Source organism: Paraburkholderia dipogonis (assembly GCF_042680985.1).
GTDB classification, from domain to species: domain Bacteria; phylum Pseudomonadota; class Gammaproteobacteria; order Burkholderiales; family Burkholderiaceae; genus Paraburkholderia; species Paraburkholderia phytofirmans.
The window spans coordinates 1-18,638 of sequence record NZ_JBHUFR010000038.1; the positions used below are offsets into that span (position 1 = coordinate 1).

The 18,638-nt window shown below is 60.9% G+C and carries 19 protein-coding genes and 2 tRNA genes; 19 read left to right on the forward strand and 2 right to left on the reverse strand.

What is annotated here, in order from left to right; all coding sequences use genetic code 11:
* A partial coding sequence (locus ACFSNN_RS37500; RefSeq protein WP_377779217.1) for an NAD(P)-binding protein occupies positions 1 to 209 on the reverse strand: 209 nt, incomplete at its 3' end.
* Between the two features lie 187 nt (positions 210 to 396).
* Here ACFSNN_RS37500 and ACFSNN_RS37505 point away from each other — a divergent pair.
* Both ACFSNN_RS37505 and ACFSNN_RS37510 read left to right on the forward strand, forming a co-directional pair.
* Positions 397 to 1,173: an SDR family oxidoreductase gene (locus ACFSNN_RS37505; protein ID WP_134458422.1), complete on the forward strand. Its 777-nt coding sequence runs from the start codon at positions 397 to 399 to the stop codon at positions 1,171 to 1,173.
* 187 nt (positions 1,174 to 1,360) lie between these two features.
* Positions 1,361 to 1,792, forward strand: coding sequence for an acyl-CoA thioesterase (locus ACFSNN_RS37510; RefSeq protein ID WP_134458424.1), 432 nt, complete (start codon positions 1,361 to 1,363; stop codon positions 1,790 to 1,792).
* A 153-nt stretch (positions 1,793 to 1,945) separates the two neighbouring features.
* Here the strand turns inward: ACFSNN_RS37510 and ACFSNN_RS37515 are convergent, their stop codons facing one another.
* A complete protein-coding gene (locus tag ACFSNN_RS37515) occupies positions 1,946 to 2,491 on the reverse strand; it encodes a LuxR C-terminal-related transcriptional regulator (protein WP_106309572.1) in 546 nt (181 codons plus the stop codon).
* Between the two features lie 243 nt (positions 2,492 to 2,734).
* Between ACFSNN_RS37515 and ACFSNN_RS37520 the strand changes: the two genes are divergently transcribed.
* The 17 genes from ACFSNN_RS37520 to ACFSNN_RS37600 all read left to right on the forward strand — a co-directional run bounded on the left by ACFSNN_RS37520 (position 2,735) and on the right by ACFSNN_RS37600 (position 18,557).
* Positions 2,735 to 3,439: a CoA transferase subunit A gene (locus ACFSNN_RS37520; RefSeq protein WP_106309570.1), complete on the forward strand. Its 705-nt coding sequence runs from the start codon at positions 2,735 to 2,737 to the stop codon at positions 3,437 to 3,439.
* A 2-nt stretch (positions 3,440 to 3,441) separates the two neighbouring features.
* The gene (locus ACFSNN_RS37525; protein ID WP_012433744.1) at positions 3,442 to 4,083 is read left to right on the forward strand and encodes a CoA transferase subunit B; all 642 of its coding nucleotides are present in this window, start codon (positions 3,442 to 3,444) and stop codon (positions 4,081 to 4,083) included.
* Between the two features lie 288 nt (positions 4,084 to 4,371).
* Positions 4,372 to 5,286 (forward strand): alpha/beta fold hydrolase, encoded by a 915-nt coding sequence (locus ACFSNN_RS37530; protein ID WP_134458426.1) that lies wholly within the window; start codon positions 4,372 to 4,374, stop codon positions 5,284 to 5,286.
* 83 nt (positions 5,287 to 5,369) lie between these two features.
* Entirely contained in the window at positions 5,370 to 5,723 is a 354-nt protein-coding gene (locus ACFSNN_RS37535) for a RidA family protein (protein ID WP_134458428.1), read from the forward strand.
* 58 nt (positions 5,724 to 5,781) lie between these two features.
* Entirely contained in the window at positions 5,782 to 8,025 is a 2,244-nt protein-coding gene (locus ACFSNN_RS37540; RefSeq protein WP_134458430.1) for a RelA/SpoT family protein, read from the forward strand.
* Between the two features lie 133 nt (positions 8,026 to 8,158).
* Positions 8,159 to 8,235: transfer RNA gene (locus ACFSNN_RS37545), tRNA-Val, on the forward strand.
* Between the two features lie 253 nt (positions 8,236 to 8,488).
* On the forward strand, positions 8,489 to 10,396 hold the full coding sequence (thrS, locus tag ACFSNN_RS37550) for a threonine--tRNA ligase (protein ID WP_012433740.1): 1,908 nt from the start codon (positions 8,489 to 8,491) through the stop codon (positions 10,394 to 10,396).
* Positions 10,397 to 10,444: 48 nt separating this feature from the next.
* Entirely contained in the window at positions 10,445 to 10,969 is a 525-nt protein-coding gene (gene infC / locus ACFSNN_RS37555) for a translation initiation factor IF-3 (protein ID WP_074263967.1), read from the forward strand.
* 246 nt (positions 10,970 to 11,215) lie between these two features.
* Positions 11,216 to 11,413, forward strand: coding sequence for a 50S ribosomal protein L35 (gene rpmI, locus ACFSNN_RS37560; RefSeq protein WP_012433738.1), 198 nt, complete (start codon positions 11,216 to 11,218; stop codon positions 11,411 to 11,413).
* A gap of 29 nt (positions 11,414 to 11,442) precedes the next feature.
* Complete coding sequence (gene rplT, locus ACFSNN_RS37565) at positions 11,443 to 11,802, forward strand: 50S ribosomal protein L20 (protein WP_006052502.1); 360 nt, start codon at positions 11,443 to 11,445, stop codon at positions 11,800 to 11,802.
* A 158-nt stretch (positions 11,803 to 11,960) separates the two neighbouring features.
* Positions 11,961 to 12,974 (forward strand): phenylalanine--tRNA ligase subunit alpha, encoded by a 1,014-nt coding sequence (pheS, locus tag ACFSNN_RS37570; RefSeq protein WP_166799281.1) that lies wholly within the window; start codon positions 11,961 to 11,963, stop codon positions 12,972 to 12,974.
* Positions 12,975 to 13,136: 162 nt separating this feature from the next.
* On the forward strand, positions 13,137 to 15,572 hold the full coding sequence (gene pheT, locus ACFSNN_RS37575) for a phenylalanine--tRNA ligase subunit beta (RefSeq protein WP_134458432.1): 2,436 nt from the start codon (positions 13,137 to 13,139) through the stop codon (positions 15,570 to 15,572).
* 69 nt (positions 15,573 to 15,641) lie between these two features.
* Positions 15,642 to 16,052: an integration host factor subunit alpha gene (locus tag ACFSNN_RS37580; RefSeq protein WP_012433735.1), complete on the forward strand. Its 411-nt coding sequence runs from the start codon at positions 15,642 to 15,644 to the stop codon at positions 16,050 to 16,052.
* Positions 16,053 to 16,098: 46 nt separating this feature from the next.
* A complete protein-coding gene (locus ACFSNN_RS37585) occupies positions 16,099 to 16,512 on the forward strand; it encodes a MerR family transcriptional regulator (protein WP_134458434.1) in 414 nt (137 codons plus the stop codon).
* A 63-nt stretch (positions 16,513 to 16,575) separates the two neighbouring features.
* Positions 16,576 to 16,652, forward strand: a tRNA-Pro gene (locus ACFSNN_RS37590).
* Positions 16,653 to 17,331: 679 nt separating this feature from the next.
* Positions 17,332 to 17,673 (forward strand): hypothetical protein, encoded by a 342-nt coding sequence (locus ACFSNN_RS37595; RefSeq protein ID WP_134458436.1) that lies wholly within the window; start codon positions 17,332 to 17,334, stop codon positions 17,671 to 17,673.
* A complete protein-coding gene (locus tag ACFSNN_RS37600; RefSeq protein WP_134458438.1) occupies positions 17,670 to 18,557 on the forward strand; it encodes a site-specific integrase in 888 nt (295 codons plus the stop codon). Before ACFSNN_RS37595 ends, ACFSNN_RS37600 begins: the two co-directional genes overlap by 4 nt.
* The last annotated feature ends 81 nt before the right edge of the window (positions 18,558 to 18,638 follow it).

Here is an 18,638-nt window from a genome sequence, read left to right on the forward strand (position 1 = left end):
GGATCCATCACCGCGCCCGACAGGATATGAGCCCCGATCTCCGAGCCTTTTTCCAGTACGCACACGCCAATCTCGACGCTTTTCTCAGCAGCCAGCTGCTTCAGGCGGATCGCCGCGGACAGGCCAGCCGGGCCGCCGCCGACGATCACGACGTCGTATTCCATCGACTCGCGTGGACCGTATTGCTCAATGAGACTTGCGGGGGTCATTGATGCTCCTCTTACCGTTAGAATGCTTTTTTCGGGTTCGTATTGTGGGCGATGCACACCCGCACTGCAACCAGATGAGCAGAGATTAGCACGAGCGTTCTATTTTCGTGATACGGTATGACCCGTAGTGGCGGGCTTACCGCACCCATCAACCGCAGCCGTAACAACAACCGAACAAGGAACGACAATGGGCCGTTCGATCAATCTGGAAGGCAAGGTCGCGCTGATTACCGGCGCCTCGAGCGGGTTGGGAAAGCGCTTTGCTCAAGTGTTGTCGCAGGCGGGCGCCAAGGTCGTGCTGGCGAGCCGGCGCACCGAGCGCCTGAAGGAGCTACGCGCCGAAATCGAGGCCTCCGGCGGCGCGGCGCACGTCGTTTCGCTCGACGTGACCGATTACCAAAGCATCAAATCGGCGGTCGCCCATGCGGAAACCGAGGCCGGCACGATCGACATTCTGGTGAACAATTCGGGCGTGTCGACCACGCAGAAGCTGTCGGAGGTCACGCCCGCGGACTTCGAATACGTGTTCGATACGAACACGCGCGGTGCGTTCTTCGTCGCCCAGGAAGTCGCCAAGCGCATGATCATGCGCGGCAACAGCGCGCAGAAACCGTCGTACCGCATCATCAATATCGCGTCGATGGCGGGCTTGCGCGTGCTGCCGCAAATCGGCCTGTATTCGATCAGCAAGGCGGCTGTCGTGCATATGACGAAAGCCATGGCGCTCGAGTGGGGCAAGCACGGCATCAACGTGAACGCGATCTGTCCCGGCTACATAGACACGGAGATCAACCATCATCACTGGTCGACGGAGCAAGGGCAGAAGCTCGTGTCGATGCTGCCGCGTCACCGCGTCGGCAAACCGGACGATCTGGACGGGCTCCTGCTGCTGCTGGCGGCGGACGAATCGCAGTTCATCAACGGCTCGGTGATTGCCGCCGACGACGGCTTCGGGCTCTCCTGAACGCAAGACGGCGCAGCCAGCGCTCGCGTTTTCAGGTCGCGAGGGCCCGGATTGGCGTCCGTTCGAAGAAACTGTTTTACGCGCTCGGGCCTTTGCGTCGCCTGAGGGCGCGCGCTATGTTGCTGTCTGTCTCTACGCCGGTCCACGCGCCGGCTTCAACCTGATTTCAACCCGATAAAGAAGTACGATGAGCGATTTTCACGCAGTTTTCGAGATGCAGATGCCGATCCGCTGGGGCGACATGGACGCCTTCGGCCATGTGAACAACACGGTCTATTTCCGCTACATGGAGCAGGTGCGGATTTCCTGGTTCGAACAGCTGGGCCTCGCCGGTAACAACGCCGACGGGCAGGGACCGGTGATCGTCAATGCGTCGATGGAGTTTCTCAAGCAACTGCATTATCCCGGCGACGTGATCGGCCGGATGACGGTCGCCACGCCCGGCCGCAGCAGCTTCGACACGGGTTTCGAGCTGGTGCGCGCGGACGATCCGAATACGGTTTATGCACGCGGCGCCGCGCGCTGTGTCTGGATCGATTACGCGGCTGGCAAGTCGGTGCCGGTGCCGGACTCGCTGCGCGAAACCATCGAGCGGGCCGCGCTGGTCAAGGTGGCGTAATAGGCGACCTTTAGACAACTCTCAGCCGACTTTCGTGGCGAACCGGCGGCGTTCACTTACGCCGCCGCGCATTGCCGCCCGCGTCTGAGGTGATTGCCAAAGGCGCGACTCAGCGTCGCGCGAACCAGCATCCCGACACACGCGCCCGTTGCTTCAATGCCCGAGCAGGCGCTGCAACAACTCCGTCGCGTTCCCCGTATCGTATTTGCGCATCAGCCGCGCCCGATAGACATCGACGGTCCGCGGGCTGATATCCAGCACCCGGCCGATTTGCTTGCTGGTTTTGCCCGTTACCAGCTGCGCGGCGATTTCGCGTTCGCGCGGCGTCAGTTCGACCGCCACGCGCCGCGTCGCGCTCAAATCCTCGAAAGTCCAGACGCCCGCCGCATGCGGGTCGGCGCGTTCCTGCGCGCGGCCTGTCACGTGGCACCAGAATAATTCGCCGTTGGCCCGCTTCATGATGCGGTCGTCCGCGTAGCTGCCGTGCGCGGTCATGATCGGCGGAATCCGCGCGCCGATCCGCTCGAATTCGTCCGTCGACGGATACAGCACCTGGAACGACTGGCCGAGCAGCGACTCGCGCGTGCAGCCGAATATCGACGCGAGCTCGTCATTGCAGTCTTCGATAGTCCGTTCGCGCGACAGCACGAGTCCGATCGGAGCGAGGTGGAACGCGGTTTGATAATCCAGTGCGGGCATGAATTGGCGGCGAGTACTTATGTATTTTTGCGTATTGTGCCGCATGGCGCGCCCAGCGTACTCTTTCGGGCACATGACAACGCGGCGAAGCCGTCCGCGGCGGGCTTCGCACTGCGCGCAGGGAAACCTGGGCGCACAGCCCGCCGGGGATGACTAGAATGACGTGTCGGGCTCGGGCCCGCGCAACGTCATACCAGCCGCAACGATCCGAATTCGGGTTTCCATAAAGGAAGGGACATACTGATGAACAAGGTCTATCCAGGCGCCGCCGAGGCGCTGAAAGACATCGTCAAGGACGGGCAGACGTTCGCCGTCGGCGGTTTCGGGCTGTGCGGCATTCCGGAGGCGCTGATCGGCGCACTGCGCGATTCGAAGGTGCAGGGCATCACCTGCATCAGCAACAATGCGGGCGTCGATGGTTTCGGCCTTGGTCTGCTGCTCGAAACGCGCCAGGTCAAGAAGATGATCTCGTCGTACGTCGGCGAGAACAAGGAATTCGAACGCCAGTATCTGGCCGGCGAACTCGAGCTCGAATTCACGCCGCAGGGCACGCTCGCCGAAAAGCTGCGCGCGGGCGGTTCGGGCATTCCGGCGTTCTTCACCAATACCGGCTACGGCACGCTGATCGCCGAAGGCAAGGAAACCCGCCAGTTCGGCGAAAACCACTACGTGCTCGAACATTCGCTGACGGCAGACGTCGCTTTGGTGAAGGCGTGGAAGGCCGACAAATCGGGCAATCTGATCTACCGCCGCACCGCGCGCAACTTCAACCCGATGTGCGCGATGGCCGGCAAGATTACCGTTGCGGAAGTCGAAGAGATTGTCGAAACGGGCGAGCTCGATCCGGACGCGATCCATACGCCTGGCATTTTCGTGCAGCGCATTGTGCTCAATGCGAATCCGGAAAAACGCATTGAACAACGCATTGTCCGCGCGAAAGGAGACTGATCATGGCATGGACTCGTGACGAAATGGCCGCACGCGCGGCGAAGGAATTGCAGGACGGTTTTTATGTGAACCTCGGCATCGGCCTGCCGACGCTGGTCGCCAATCACGTGCCGCCCGGCGTCGAAGTGTGGTTGCAGTCGGAAAACGGCCTGCTCGGCATCGGCCCGTCGCCGACCGAAGAGGAAGTCGACGCCGACCTGATCAACGCCGGCAAGCAGACGGTGACCACGCTGCCGGGCTCGTCGATTTTTTCGTCGGCGGATTCGTTCGCGATGATTCGCGGCGGCCACATCAATCTGGCGATTCTCGGCGCCATGCAGATCAGCAAGAAGGGCGATCTGGCCAACTGGATGATTCCGGGCAAGATGATCAAGGGCATGGGCGGCGCGATGGATCTGGTCGCGGGCGTCAAGCGCGTGGTCGTGCTGATGGAGCACGTCGCGAAGGGCGACCAGCACAAGATCCTCGAAGAATGCACGCTGCCGCTCACGGGCGTAGGCGTGGTCGACCAGATCATCACCGATCTCGGCGTGATCGAAGTCACGGATAACGGGCTCAAGGTGACCGAACTGGCGCCGGGCGTGAGCGTCGAGGAAATCAAGGCGAAGACAGGCGCGCCGCTCGATGTGAGCGCGGTTAGCTGAATGGCGTGCGGCGAGGCCATCTGAAGCGGTTCGAGGTGGTATGAGGCCGCTGTGCGGCCAGATGCGGCTGGTGTGAGCGGCAGGCGGCCGCGAGGCAGTTCCAAGGCGGGCGAGGCGTGAGTCTCGCCCGCTTTCTTTTCTGCATAAGACGTCCTTTCGGAGCCGTCCTATGCCATCTGGCCGACTCTTGCCGCGCGGCAAAGCGGTTTACAATCGTTTGAAGATTGAACGCACGACGGTCCCTGCTTTACCCAGGCCGATCCCGCAGCGCTTTTGCAAGGAACCCAGATGACCGAAATCATGTCCGCTTCCACCGCAGGGCGGCTCGCGCCGCGTCAACGCTACGTGCAGTGCGCGAGCGCCGGGGGCTTGCATCGCATTGCCTACACCGAGTGGGGCGACCCGGCCAATCCGCGCGTGCTGTTGTGCGTGCATGGCTTGACCCGTTCAGGGCGCGACTTCGACCGTCTCGCGGAGGAATTCGCCGGCACTTACCGCGTGGTGTGCCCGGATGTCGCGGGGCGGGGCTTGTCATCGTGGCTTGCCAACCCCAACTTCTATACGGTGCCGCAATACGTTGCCGACATGGTCACGCTGATCGCGCGCCTGAATGTCGAGACGGTCGACTGGTTCGGCACGTCGATGGGCGGCCTGATCGGGCTTGGACTCGCCGGCTTGCCCGAAACGCCGATCCGCAAGATGTTGCTGAACGATGTCGGCCCGCATCTGGAGCCAGCTGCGGTGCAACGCATCGGCGATTATCTCGGCAAGCCCGTGCAGTTTGAAACGCTGCAGCAAGGTATCGGCTACGCAGCCCTGCTCGCTCAGACTTTTGGCCCGCTCACGCCGGACGAGTGGCGCGAGATCAACACGCCGCTTCTGCACGAACAGGACGGCAAGTGGCTGTTCCGTTACGACCCGCGGATCGCGCAGCCCTTCACCGCGATCACCGAGGAAGCATCCAAACTCGGCGAGGCCGCGCTGTGGCATTCGCTGGCTTCGTTCCAGGGGCCGGTGCTGGTGGTGCGGGGCGAGTTGTCCGATCTGCTTTCGCGTGAAACCGTCGCGAAGATGGTCGAGACCGGGCGCGCGGTGTCGAGCGCGGAAATTGCCGGTGTCGGACACGCGCCGGCGTTTCTGTCGGCCGAGCAGATCGACATCGCGCGGCAGTTCTTTATCGGACCGGCCGCCGACGCGTCATAATATGCAGTTCCGCGCGGCGTCCTCAGTGGGGCGCGATGCGGAACGCATCTCCGATCAATTTTCAAACCAAATCAGGATTCGCCATGGCAGTCATTCGTCACCACGTCGGCAAGCGCCTCTCGGAAATCGCCGTGCACAACGGCACCGTGTACCTCGCGGGCCAGATCGCTGAAGACGCGGATCAGGACATCACGGGTCAGACGCGCGAAGTGCTCGGCCACATCGACCGTCTGCTGGGCGAAGTGAACAGCGACAAGTCGCACTTGCTGTCGGTGCAGATCTACATCTCGGACATGGTGCATTTCGCCGGCATGAACGCGGTGTGGGACGAGTGGGTCGCGCAAGGCGCCACGCCGCCGCGCGCTACGGTCGAAGCAAAGCTCGCCAATCCGAAGTGCCTGGTAGAAATTTGCGTGGTCGCCGCGCAGCGCGACTAAGCAGGGCGCTTGTAGTTGAAATTCCGTTGAATCGTCTGGCTCGGTGGGCCGTCGCACCATGAATACCGAAACCGTTACGAACGCGCCGCACCCCCTGCCTTCATTCGATGAAGCGATGGCGTTCGTGCGCGAACATGCGGGCGAGGTGCGGCTGTCGTCGGGCGAAATGCTGGCGGATCACGCGGCGGGTACGGCGTCGATCATGCGCAAGCTCAACGTCGATCCGCCGGCGGTGCTGGCGGCGGCGTTGTTTGCATTGACGCCGCATCTGCAGGACCCGGAGCGCGTGATCGCCGACAACTTCGGCGAAGAAGTCGCGCAACTGGTCGGCGACGTGCGCAAGTTGCTGCGTCTCGGCACTGTGAGCTTGCGTGCCGCACAGAATGCCATGCCCGAAGCCGGGCGCGACGCGCAAGCCGCGCGCCGCGCGCAGGTCGAGGCGCTGCGCAAGATGCTGCTCGCCTTCGCGCAGGATATTCGGGTGGTGCTGATCCGGCTCGCGTCGCGACTGCAGTCGCTGCGTTACTACGCGGCGGCGAAAATTACGCCTTCACCGGACGTGGCGCGCGAGACGCTCGATATCTATGCGCCGCTCGCCAATCGTCTGGGCATCTGGCAATTGAAGTGGGAACTCGAGGATCTCGCGTTACGCTTCGAAGAGCCGGTCACGTATAAGCGCATCGCCAAGTTGCTCGACGAGAAACGCGTCGAGCGCGAGAGCTATGTCGCGCAGGCTATCGAACGCCTGCAAAAGGAATTGGCCGCGGCGCATATTCGCGCGGAAGTGAGCGGTAGGCCGAAACACATCTACAGCATCTGGCGCAAGATGCGCGGCAAGGAGCTGGATTTCGCCGAGCTCTACGACGTGCGGGCGTTTCGCGTGATCGTGCCGGACATCAAGGATTGCTACACGGTGCTCGGCATCGTGCACAACCTGTGGCAACCGGTGCCGAAAGAGTTCGACGACTATATCTCGCGACCGAAGCCGAATGGCTACAAGTCGCTGCACACGGTGGTGATCGGCGACGACGGCCGCGCGTTCGAAGTGCAGATCCGCACGCAGGAAATGCATCAGTTCGCCGAATACGGCGTGGCCGCGCATTGGCGTTACAAGGAAGCCGGCACACGCGGCTACGGCGGCCAGTTCGCCGCCAACGAGAAGTACGACGAGAAGATCGCGTGGCTGCGTCAATTGCTCGCGTGGAAAGACGAAGTCTCCGAGGGCGAGCACGGTGAGAAGCGCGCGTCGCAGCCGTGGGAACAATTGCGCCAGGCCACGCTCGACGACGACCACATTTATGTGCTGACGCCGCAGGCGCGGGTGATTCCGTTGCCGCACGGCGCCACGCCTGTCGATTTCGCGTATCACTTGCATAGCGAGTTGGGGCACCGTTGCCGCGGCGCGCGCGTCGACGGCGCGATGGTGCCGTTGAATACGCCATTGCAAAACGGTCAGACGGTGGAGATCGTCGCGGTGAAGGAGGGCGGCCCGTCGCGCGACTGGCTCAACCCGCAACTCGGCTATCTGCAAAGTCCGCGAGCGCGGCAGAAGGTGCGCGCGTGGTTCAATGCGGTCGAACTGCAGGAACATATCGCGAGCGGCCGCGCGATGGTCGAAAAGACCTTGCAACGCGAGGGCAAAACGTCGGTCAATCTGGATCAGCTCGCAGCCAAGCTCGGTTTCAAGACCACCGACGATCTGTTCTCAGTGGTGGGCAAGGAAGAATTCAGTTTGCGGCTCGTCGAGCAGGCGCTGCACGATGCGCCGCCGCCCGAACCGGTGGTCGAAGCGCCGGAGCAGTTCGAGAAGCGTAGCAGCGGCGCGAGCGTGGCGCGTGGAGCGTCCACGGGCGTGCTGGTGGTCGGCGTCGATGCGTTGCTCACACAACTCGCGCGTTGCTGCCGGCCCGCGCCGCCCGACGATATTTGCGGCTTTGTTACGCGCGGCAAAGGCATGTCCATTCACCGCAGCGATTGCCCGACGTTTCTGCGCATGGCAGACCGGGCGCCCGAGCGCGTGTTGCAAACGGCGTGGTCGGCGGAGGTGATGAGCGGCCATGGCCAGTCGGTCTATCCGGTCGATCTCTCGATCGATGCAACGGATCGGCAGGGCCTGCTGCGCGATATTTCCGAAGTGTTCGCGCGCGAAAAGATGAACGTGATCGGTGTGAAAACGCAGACGCGGCGTAACGCTGCGTTCATGCAATTTACTGTCGAGGTGTCGAGCGCGGCGCAGATTCAGCGCGCGTGTACGCTGCTCGGCGAAGTCACGGGCGTTGTGCGCGCTTCACGCAAGAGTTGATGAGTGTGCGGCGCACGCATGGCCAGTCGAGGTATCTGCTAGAGCCATGCATGAGCGCGTGAGTAGAAATTTAAAGTCGGTGCATAAAAGTACTTGCCAAGCAGTGTGGCGCTCCATATAATCTCGTTTCTTCAGGCTCGTAGCTCAGCTGGTTAGAGCACCACCTTGACATGGTGGGGGTCGTTGGTTCGAGTCCAATCGAGCCTACCAACGAAAGAGAAATCCCGGTTTTGCCGGGGTTTCGCAAGCTGCAGTAAGCGCATTTGGCGCAAAAGGCGAATACGGTTATGACACCGCGAACGTTGACCGAAACTACTTCGGAGCGACGCTAGTCGAGGACCACTTTCGCCACTGTAGTTAGCAGGAAATGTGAATGCGGCCCCTCGAAAGCGGGGCCGCATTTTTTTTTGTTTTTTTGACCTGGTTGTATGTGCCGCCGCCGGTCGGCACCACGGAGAACGCAATGGTTTCGATACGTCTGCCTGACGGTTCTGTTCGACAGTACGAGCATCCGGTGACCGTCGCCGAAGTGGCCGCCTCGATCGGTCCCGGCCTCGCGAAAGCCGCGCTCGGCGGCAAGATCGACGGTGAACTGGTCGATACGTCCGCGCTGATCGATCACGATGTAGCCTTGGCCATTGTCACCGAGAAAGACGCAGACGGTCTCGATATCATCCGCCACTCCACGGCGCACTTGCTCGCGTACGCGGTGAAGGATCTGTATCCGGAAGCGCAGGTCACGATCGGCCCGGTCATCGACAACGGTTTCTACTACGACTTCGCGTACAACCGTCCCTTCACGCCTGAAGATCTCGAGAAGATCGAAAAGCGCATGCAGGAGCTCGCGAAGAAAGACGAGCCGGTTTCGCGCCGCGTGGTGTCGCGCGACGAAGCGGTGGACTACTTCAAGAGCATCGGCGAAAAGTACAAGGCCGAGATCATCGAATCGATTCCCGCTACCGACGACATCAAGCTGTACTCGCACGGCGGCTTCACCGATCTGTGCCGCGGCCCGCACGTGCCGTCCACCGGCAAGCTGAAAGTCTTCAAGCTGATGAAGGTCGCGGGCGCGTACTGGCGCGGCGATTCGAAGAACGAACAGCTGCAGCGCATCTACGGTACGGCCTGGACGAAGAAGGAAGACCAGGAAGCGTATCTGCACATGCTCGAAGAGGCGGAGAAGCGCGATCACCGCAAGCTCGGCAAGCAACTCGATCTGTTTCACATGCAGGACGAATCGCCGGGCATGGTGTTCTGGCATCCGCGTGGCTGGACGCTGTGGCAGCAGGTCGAGCAGTACATGCGCCGTCGCGTGAACGACGCGGGCTACCTCGAAATCAAGACGCCGATGATCATGGACCGCTCGCTCTGGGAAGCGTCGGGCCACTGGCAGAACTATCGTGAAAATATGTTCACGACGGAATCGGAAAAGCGCGACTACGCGATCAAGCCGATGAACTGCCCCGGTCACGTGCAGGTGTTCAACCACGGTTTGCGCTCGTATCGCGATCTGCCGCTGCGTTACGCGGAATTCGGCTCGTGCCACCGCAATGAATCGTCGGGTGCGTTGCACGGCCTGATGCGCGTGCGCGGTTTCGTGCAGGACGACGCGCACATTTTCTGTACCGAAGACCAGTTCATCAGCGAATCGATCGCGTTCAACACGCTGGCGATGAGCGTCTACAAAGACTTCGGCTTCGATAATGTCGAGATCAAGCTGTCGCTGCGCCCGGACGCGCGCGCCGGTACGGACGAAACGTGGGATCGCGCGGAGCAGGGCCTGCGCGAGGCGCTGACGGCCTGCGGTGTGACATGGGAGGAGTTGCCGGGCGAGGGCGCGTTCTACGGCCCGAAGGTCGAGTACCACATCAAGGACGCGCTTGGCCGGTCGTGGCAATGCGGCACGCTGCAACTCGATATGGTGCTGCCGGAGCGTCTGGGCGCTGAATACGTCGCCGAAGACAACAGCCGCCGCCGTCCGATCATGTTGCATAGGGCAATCGTCGGATCAATGGAGCGTTTCCTCGGCATTCTGATCGAGCACCATGCCGGTGCAATGCCCGCATGGCTCGCGCCGATGCAGGTCGTGGTGATGAATATCGCGGAAAGTCAGGCCGAATATGCACAATCTTTAGCCCAATCGTTGCAAAAACAAGGGGTTAGAGTAGAGGCCGATTTGCGCAACGAGAAGATTAGCTATAAAATACGCGAGCACACGCTGGAAAAGGTGCCGTACCTGCTTGTGGTCGGCGACAAAGAGCGTGAAGCCCAAACGGTAGCCGTGCGTGCCCGTGGTGGTGTCGATCTGGGTGTGATGCCTCCCGACACTTTCATTGAGCGTCTGCGCCAGGATGTGCAGTCGTTCAATTGAGCCATTGGCAGCTCGGCTCGTTTTTTTAATTTTTAGAGGAAACGTAACATCGCTACTGATAAGTCTGCGCACCGCATCAACGGTGAAATTACGGCACCCGAGGTGCGTCTGGTCGGCGTCGAGAACGAACCGCTTGGCATCGTGAAACTCGCTGATGCGTTCCGCATGTCGGAACAGCAAGACGTGGATCTGGTCGAAATCGCTCCGCAAGCGGTTCCGCCGGTTTGCCGCTTGATGGACTACGGCAAGTTCAAGTACTCGGAAGCGAAGAAGCAACACGAGGCCAAGCTGAAGCAGAAGATCGTCCAGGTCAAGGAAGTCAAATTCCGCCCGGGTACGGACGACGGCGACTACAACGTCAAGCTGCGCAACCTCATCCGCTTCCTCGACGACGGCGACAAGACGAAAATCACGTTGCGTTTCCGTGGCCGCGAAATGGCTCACCAGGAAATCGGTATGCGCATGCTCGAGCGCCTGCGCACGGACCTCGACGAAGTCGGTCAGGTCGAGCAGATGCCGAAAATGGAAGGGCGCCAGATGATCATGGTGCTCGCTCCGAAGAAAAAGAAGTAAGCAATCAGAGCAGCGGCGCGCCGTGTGGCGTGCGTTCTGTTTGTGAAAAGATTGAACGGCGCGGCGCCGGGTGTCCGGTGCGGTGTCAGCAGGTTTCGGAGCGACGTGTGTACAATGCGCGTCGTTTCCCGAAAAGCGGCTGCCGGTAGTTCAGGCGGTCTGCATACCAAGTGGAGTGGGTTTCGAAGGGCGGGTAATGGCCAATGGCCGACTGCACACCCATATCCATCAAATAATGGAGTTGTCATGCCGAAGATGAAGACCAAGAAGAGTGCTGCAAAGCGCTTCGTGGTGCGTCCGGGCGGTACCGTCAAGCGCGGTCAAGCCTTCAAGCGCCACATTCTTACCAAGAAGACCACCAAGAACAAACGCCATTTGCGCGGTTCGACGGCAGTTCATGATGCAGATATGAACTCCGTGCGCGCAATGCTGCCGTTCGCTTAACCCTTAACCGACACTCATAGGAGCAAGACATGCCTCGAGTAAAACGTGGGGTTACCGCACGGGCCCGTCACAAGAAGATCATCAAGCTGGCCAAGGGTTACCGCGGCCGTCGCAATAACGTCTATCGCATCGCCAAGCAGGCGGTCATGCGTGCAGGCCAGTACGCCTACCGCGATCGCCGCAACAAGAAGCGTGTGTTCCGTGCATTGTGGATCACGCGTATCAACGCGGCGGTGCGTCAGCACGACATGACGTACAGCGTGTTCATCAACGGCCTGAAGAAGGCTTCGATCGAACTCGACCGCAAGGTGCTGGCCGACATGGCTGTGTTCGACAAGGCTGCTTTTGCTGCGATCGTTCAGCAGGTGAAAGCCGCCGTTGCAGCCTGATTGCGCTTCTGGCAATTAACACTGCGTGGTTCGTTGCAGCGAACATCCGGTAGTCTCGGTGACGCTGCAGCAAAAACGGGGCTCCTCACCGAGCCCCGTTTTTGTTGGTAGAACCAGTTTTGCTTCGATTGAACACTGACGTTGAAATGATGGGATCAATGGATCTGGACCAGATTGTCGCCGACGCGCAAAAAGCCTTCGCAGAAGCCTCCGACGTCACCACCCTCGAGAACGAGAAAGCACGCTTTCTCGGCAAATCGGGTGCGCTGACCGAGCTATTGAAGGGCCTCGGCAAACTCGATCCCGAAACGCGCAAGTCCGAAGGCGCACGGATCAACCTCGTCAAGCAACAAGTGGAAGCCGCGCTGACGGCGCGCCGTCAGGCGCTGGCCGACGTGCTGCTGAATCAGCGCCTCGCCGCCGAAGCCATCGACGTGACGCTGCCGGGTCGCGGCACCGGCGCAGGCAGTCTGCACCCGGTGATGCGCACGTGGGAGCGCGTCGAACAGATTTTCCGCACGATCGGATTCGACGTGGCCGACGGCCCCGAAATCGAAACCGACTGGTACAACTTCACCTCGCTGAACAGCCCGGAAAATCATCCGGCGCGTTCCATGCAGGACACCTTTTACGTCGACGGCAAAGATGCCGACGGCCGCCAACTGCTGCTGCGCACGCATACCAGCCCGATGCAGGTTCGCTACGCGCGCACCAACACGCCGCCTATCAAGGTGATCGTGCCGGGCCGCACGTATCGCGTGGACAGCGACGCGACGCATTCGCCGATGTTCAACCAGGTCGAAGGCCTGTGGATCGACGAGAACATCAGCTTCGCGGATCTAAAGGGCGTCTACACCGACTTCCTCAAGAAGTTCTTCGAGCGCGACGACATTCTCGTGCGCTTCCGTCCGTCGTATTTTCCGTTCACCGAACCGTCGGCCGAGATCGATATGCTGTTCGAAACGGGCAAGAACGCCGGCAAATGGCTCGAAATTTCGGGCTCGGGCCAGGTTCACCCCACGGTGATCCGCAACATGGGCCTCGACCCGGAGCGTTACATCGGCTTTGCTTTCGGCAGCGGCCTCGAGCGGCTCACCATGTTGCGTTATGGCGTGCAAGACCTGCGTCTGTTCTTCGAAAACGACCTGCGTTTCCTGCGTCAATTCGCCTGAACCGGCGCGGTCGAACGCGACGAGCATAGAGTGCGGCAAGGCCTGCAGTACATGCCGCCACAGCGTCCCCGGCAGTGTCCGATGATTCGCTCGCGTGAACATCGCGCCGAGTCAAAGCATTGCCGGACGTGGACCTAACCTGATCAGAACGTACACAGAACCATGCAATTCCCGGAATCCTGGCTGAGAACCTTTGTCGATCCGCAACTGACGACCGATGAACTGTCGCACGCGTTGACGATGGCGGGTCTCGAAGTCGAAGACCTGCGGCCGGCCGCGCCGCCGACCTCGAAGATCGTTGTCGGCCAGGTGCTGGAAGTCGTCAAGCACCCGGACGCGGACAAGCTCAACGTGTGTCAGGTCGACGCCGGCACGGGCGCGACGTTGAACATCGTGTGCGGTGCGCCGAATGTGGCGCCGGGCATCAAGGTGCCGGTCGCGCTGGTCGGCGCGCAACTGCCGCCCGCCGAGGAAGGCGGCGCGCCGTTCGCGATCAAGCTCTCGAAGCTGCGCGGCGTGGAAAGCCAGGGCATGCTGTGCTCGGCACGCGAACTGAAGCTCTCCGAAGATCATAGCGGCCTGATGATCCTGCCGGAAGATACGCCGATCGGCCAGGATATTCGCGAAACGCTCAATCTCGACGACACGGTTTTCGAAATCAAGCTGACGCCGAACAAGGCAGACTGTCTGTCGGTATTCGGCGTGGCGCGCGAGACCTCGGCAATTACCGGCGCGCCGTTGCGTCCGCTGGAAATCAAGCCGGTCGAAGTCAAACTCAACGAGACGCTGCCCGTCAAAATCTCGGCTCCAGATCTGTGCGGCCGTTTCTCGGGCCGCGTGATCCGTGGCGTGAATGCACGCGCCAAGTCACCGCATTGGATGGTCGAGCGTCTGGAGCGTTCGGGTCAGCGCAGCATCTCCGCGCTCGTCGATATCTCGAACTACGTGATGCTCGAGTTGGGTCGTCCGTCGCACGTGTTCGATCTGGACAAGATCCACGGCGGCATGGACGTTCGCTGGGGCCGTAAGGGCGAGACACTCAAGCTGTTGAACGGCAACACCGTCGAGCTCGATGAAACCGTCGGCGTGATCGCCGACGAGCAGCACATCGAAAGTCTCGCCGGCATCATGGGCGGCGACAGCACGGCCGTCACGCTCGACACGACCAACATCTATCTTGAAGCCGCCTTCTGGTGGCCCGACAGCATCCGCGGCCGCTCGCGCAAGTACAACTTCTCGACCGACGCCGGCCATCGCTTCGAGCGCGGCGTCGACTACGCGAGCACCGTCGAACATATCGAACGCATCACGCAACTGATCCTCGACATCTGCGGCGGCGAAGCCGGTCCGGTCGACGATCAGATCGTCAACGTGCCGAAGCGCGAGCCTGTGAAGATGCGTGTTTCGCGTGCGAATCGCATCATCGGCATCAAGATCGACGCCGACGAAATCGCGCAAATTTTCACGCGCCTCGGCCTGTCGTTCGAGCGCAGTGAAGACACGTTCTCAGTGATGCCGCCGTCGTATCGCTTCGATATCGAAATCGAAGAAGACCTGATCGAAGAAGTCGCACGCATCTATGGCTTCGAGAAAATTCCGGCGCGTCCGCCGGTCGCGACCAGCGAAATGCGCGCGACCAACGAAACGCAGCGCTCGATCCACGTGCTGCGTCACGCGCTCGCCGCGCGCGACTACGCGGAAACGGTGAACTTCAGTTTCGTCGATGCGGAGTGGGAGCAGGACTTCGCCGGCAACGACAAGCCGGTACGTCTGCTGAATCCGATCGCAAGCCAGTTGTCGGTGATGCGCACCACGCTGTTCGGCAGCCTGATCCACGTGCTGCGTACGAACCTGAACCGCCGCGCGGCGGATCGCGTGCGCGTGTTCGAGGCCGGCCGCGTGTTCCTGCACGATCCGTCGATCAAGGCCGGCGAGCTGACGGTCGAAGGTTTCGCGCAGCCCAAGATGATCGGCGGCCTCGCGTACGGTCCCGCGCTCGAAGAGCAGTGGGGCGCGGCGACGCGCACGGTCGACTATTTCGACGTGAAGGGCGACCTGGAGGCTGTGCTGGCGCCGGCGGTCGCGCGCTTCGTTAAAGCGGAACATCCGGCGTTGCATCCGGGACGCAGCGCGCGTATCGAACTGAATGGCCGCGCAGTTGGCTGGATTGGCGAATTGCATCCGCGCTGGATGCAAAAATATGATTTACCGCATGCGCCGATTCTGTTTGAAATCGAAGCCGAAGCATTAATGCAGCGCGTATTGCCCATTCCGTCTGAAGTGTCTAAATTTCAGCCGGTGCGTCGTGATATTGCGGTGGTCGTCGATCAGAAAATCGAAGTCCAGGCACTGCTGGACGAGCTTCACAAGGCCCAGTCCGAACCCGCTTGCAAGACCGTTCAGAAGGTTGCGCTTTTCGACGAATTCCGTCCAAAATCAAACACTTCCGGTGGCCTGGGCGCTCACGAGAAAAGCCTTGCGTTCCGTGTGACCTTGCAAGATACTGGCGGAACCCTTCAGGATGAAACGGTCGATCTGGCTATTCAAACTCTGGTGGAACGTCTGGCTCGAGTATATGGCGCACGGTTGCGCGGATAACCCGCATTTAACAATTGCACGGCTGTTTCCGCATCCATTGTTTTCTGCTTGGCGCGCCATTTGATAGATATGAATGAAATGAACTCGAGTGATTTCGAAGCCCTTCTTACGGCGCAACGTAGCGCCATGATTCGCGAAATTCCGACATCACCCGCCGTCGTTTCCACTGAAACGCCGACGCTTACCAAGGCGGAACTTGCTGAGTTGCTGTTCGACAATGTCGGACTCAACAAGCGGGAAGCGAAAGACATGGTCGAAGCGTTTTTCGAGGTGATCCGCGACGCGCTGGAGAGTGGCGACAGCGTGAAGCTGTCGGGGTTCGGCAACTTCCAGTTGCGCGACAAACCCCAGCGTCCCGGCAGAAACCCGAAGACTGGCGAGGCGATTCCGATTGCCGCGCGCCGCGTTGTGACGTTCCATGCAAGTCAAAAGCTGAAAGCACTGGTTGAGAACGGCGCTGAAGCGAGTTTCACGCGCTAACCGACTGGCGCGTTCCTGCGCAACCCACCACGACGGCTAACTGACGATGACAGCGACGATCGAAAAAGTCGTCTTGCCTCCGATTCCGGCGAAGCGCTACTTCACGATTGGTGAGGTCAGCGAACTATGCGGCGTGAAACCGCATGTCTTGCGCTACTGGGAACAGGAGTTCACGCAGTTGAGGCCGGTCAAGCGGCGCGGCAATCGTCGCTACTACCAGCATCACGAGGTGCTGTTGATCCGGCGGATTCGTGAGTTGTTGTATGAGCAGGGTTTCACGATCAACGGCGCGCGCAACCGGCTCGATTCACATGGCGGCGGGTCGCACGGTGCGCCGGGCGATGTGGTCGATGAAGGCGAGGGCGCCGTGGTGCCGGCGGCAACCACAGCAGTGGCGGCGGTGGACGTCGAGCAGTTGCGTAAAGAATTGCTGCACGTAATCGATTTGTTGGGGCACTAGTCGCCTTTGTTGGCAGAAGGCGGTTCTAATCGAATAAAGTGTCTGTTATAATTTTGTGCTGTTCGGGGCGTAGCGCAGCCTGGTAGCGTACCTGCATGGGGTGCAGGTGGTCGGAGGTTCAAATCCTCTCGCCCCGACCAAATAGATCAAGGGGTTACAGATTTCGGTCTGTAGCCCTTTTTCATTTGCGGCGTGTTTTACCCAAAATTTACCCGAAATCGCGGGCGCTGCAACGGCGCTGGCGACTCCATCTTGGGTGCGGCTTTTCCGTTGAGTGGTGATCGTCCTGGCCACCGGTGACGCGGGCCGGCTCCGAAGGCGCGCGTGAGACGCGCGTATCTTGCCATTGACACGGTATGTGAGGGATGGAAGAATCCTGCCGAGCCGTTCACTCGGCAGCATCCCCCTGAAAAGTCGCGCGATACAGCGCGAGATGTCCTGCACAGCGGCGCGTAAGGCGCGAGCGATACTGCTTGCTGACCCGGCGCCGGTCAGCTGGCCGAGCACCGCACCGGGTAGGCGTACGCGTCGCCACGCGGCATGCGTACGCATGCCCGCGACTCCTCTCAGAAATTCATTTCATCGCAAATCCGGACGCCGCGCGTCGGACTGTGGCTTCACGCCATGACGGCGCCGTACGACCCCCTCCGTTTGCACCGCCGCGGTTCGACACCGCGTCGTCATGGCGCTCAGAAACTTTCTTGGTTGCTCGTATCGCCACGTGGCTATTCGACCGGCCGCGCGCTTCATCCGTCTTACCCGTGCTTCATTCGCCATACCCGCATCTTCTGATTCACGTGTCGCGCACAAGGAGTCCCGATGCCTAGTTCGACTGTTTCAGCGCTGATCCTTCAATTGCAGGATCGCTACAAGGCGGCGTCGCCGATGGCGACTCCCGTTCTCGCCACGCTCGTGGTCCCAGAGCGGGATGTCGTCCCGTCACGACGACGATGGCGCGGGTCGGCGCTTGAGCCTTACCGCAGCATTGCTGAACAATTCATTAAGCGGCGGGCGCACGCCCACGATCGAACTGCTTACACTTACGCGCGTTTGGCGCGCCTGGTTGAGCGCAAGTCCGGACGCCGCTTTGCAGTCTCCACCCTGCAACGGCGGATGGTGGTGTGGGGCATCGTCGACGGTATGGAGCGCTATCAAGAATGACCAAGTCGAACACGCTAAGCGAAATTCGCAAGTCGATCGCCTTGCATGGCGTGCCGAAATCGACGTTGAAGCAAGACCGCCGTGTCGTCATTACCTCGGTGGGAACCGAGCGCGTCACTGGGCAGGCCGAGCGGCGTTTCCTCGAGTGGCGCGAGGAGAATGGTCTCGCACTCGACGGCCCTTATCTTCGCGTTGAAGTAGTTGAGTTTCTTCAGGATTACGCAGAGCTGCACGAACAATCGAACCTCGACGCGACGCGCATCGCTCTTGGCCGGTTGCTGTCCATGAAGCTGTCACCGGTCGCCAGCCTCATCGAGACAGTGCGACAGGGACGCGCCACGCGCTGGGACGAAGTAACCGCGATCGCCGCGCGGCAGCGTGAGCACAACGCGCTGTCGACGCTCATCGCGAATGATGCGGGGTTGCGCGCGATTGAGCTTTTCGCGCTGCGCCGCGCCGATGAACAGACGCCCTCTGCGCATTGCAACTGGCCCGCGACCATGTTTTTGGGGCGGCACGACGTGGTCGTGATGATCGTGACGGGCAAGGGAGGATTGCGGCGGCCGATCGCGCTCGCACGCTGTCTGGCCGAGGAACTGGAGAAGCGACGGCGTCCCGAGCCGGTGATCGTTGTGGATCGCGGGGTGCACTACGAGTCCTATTACGACATCGCTGGCGGGCAGGCGTTTAGCCAAAGTTTTTCTGACGCGAGCCAGCGCGCCCTTGGCGCGTCCACCGGGGCACACGGCCTGCGCCACGCCTATGCCCAGCGTCGGGTGCGCGAGCTGATGGCCCTCGGCTATGAGTTCATGGCAGCGATCCAACTCGTCAGTCGGGAACTTGGCCACTTTCGCCCGATTTTTGCGTACTACCAGCCTCGTTAGGAAAACTGTGGATATGTTTCCGTTTCATCCTCCTGGGATGACCGTTCGGAAGGGGGGCGCCAAAGAACGTCGGTTCGCCAT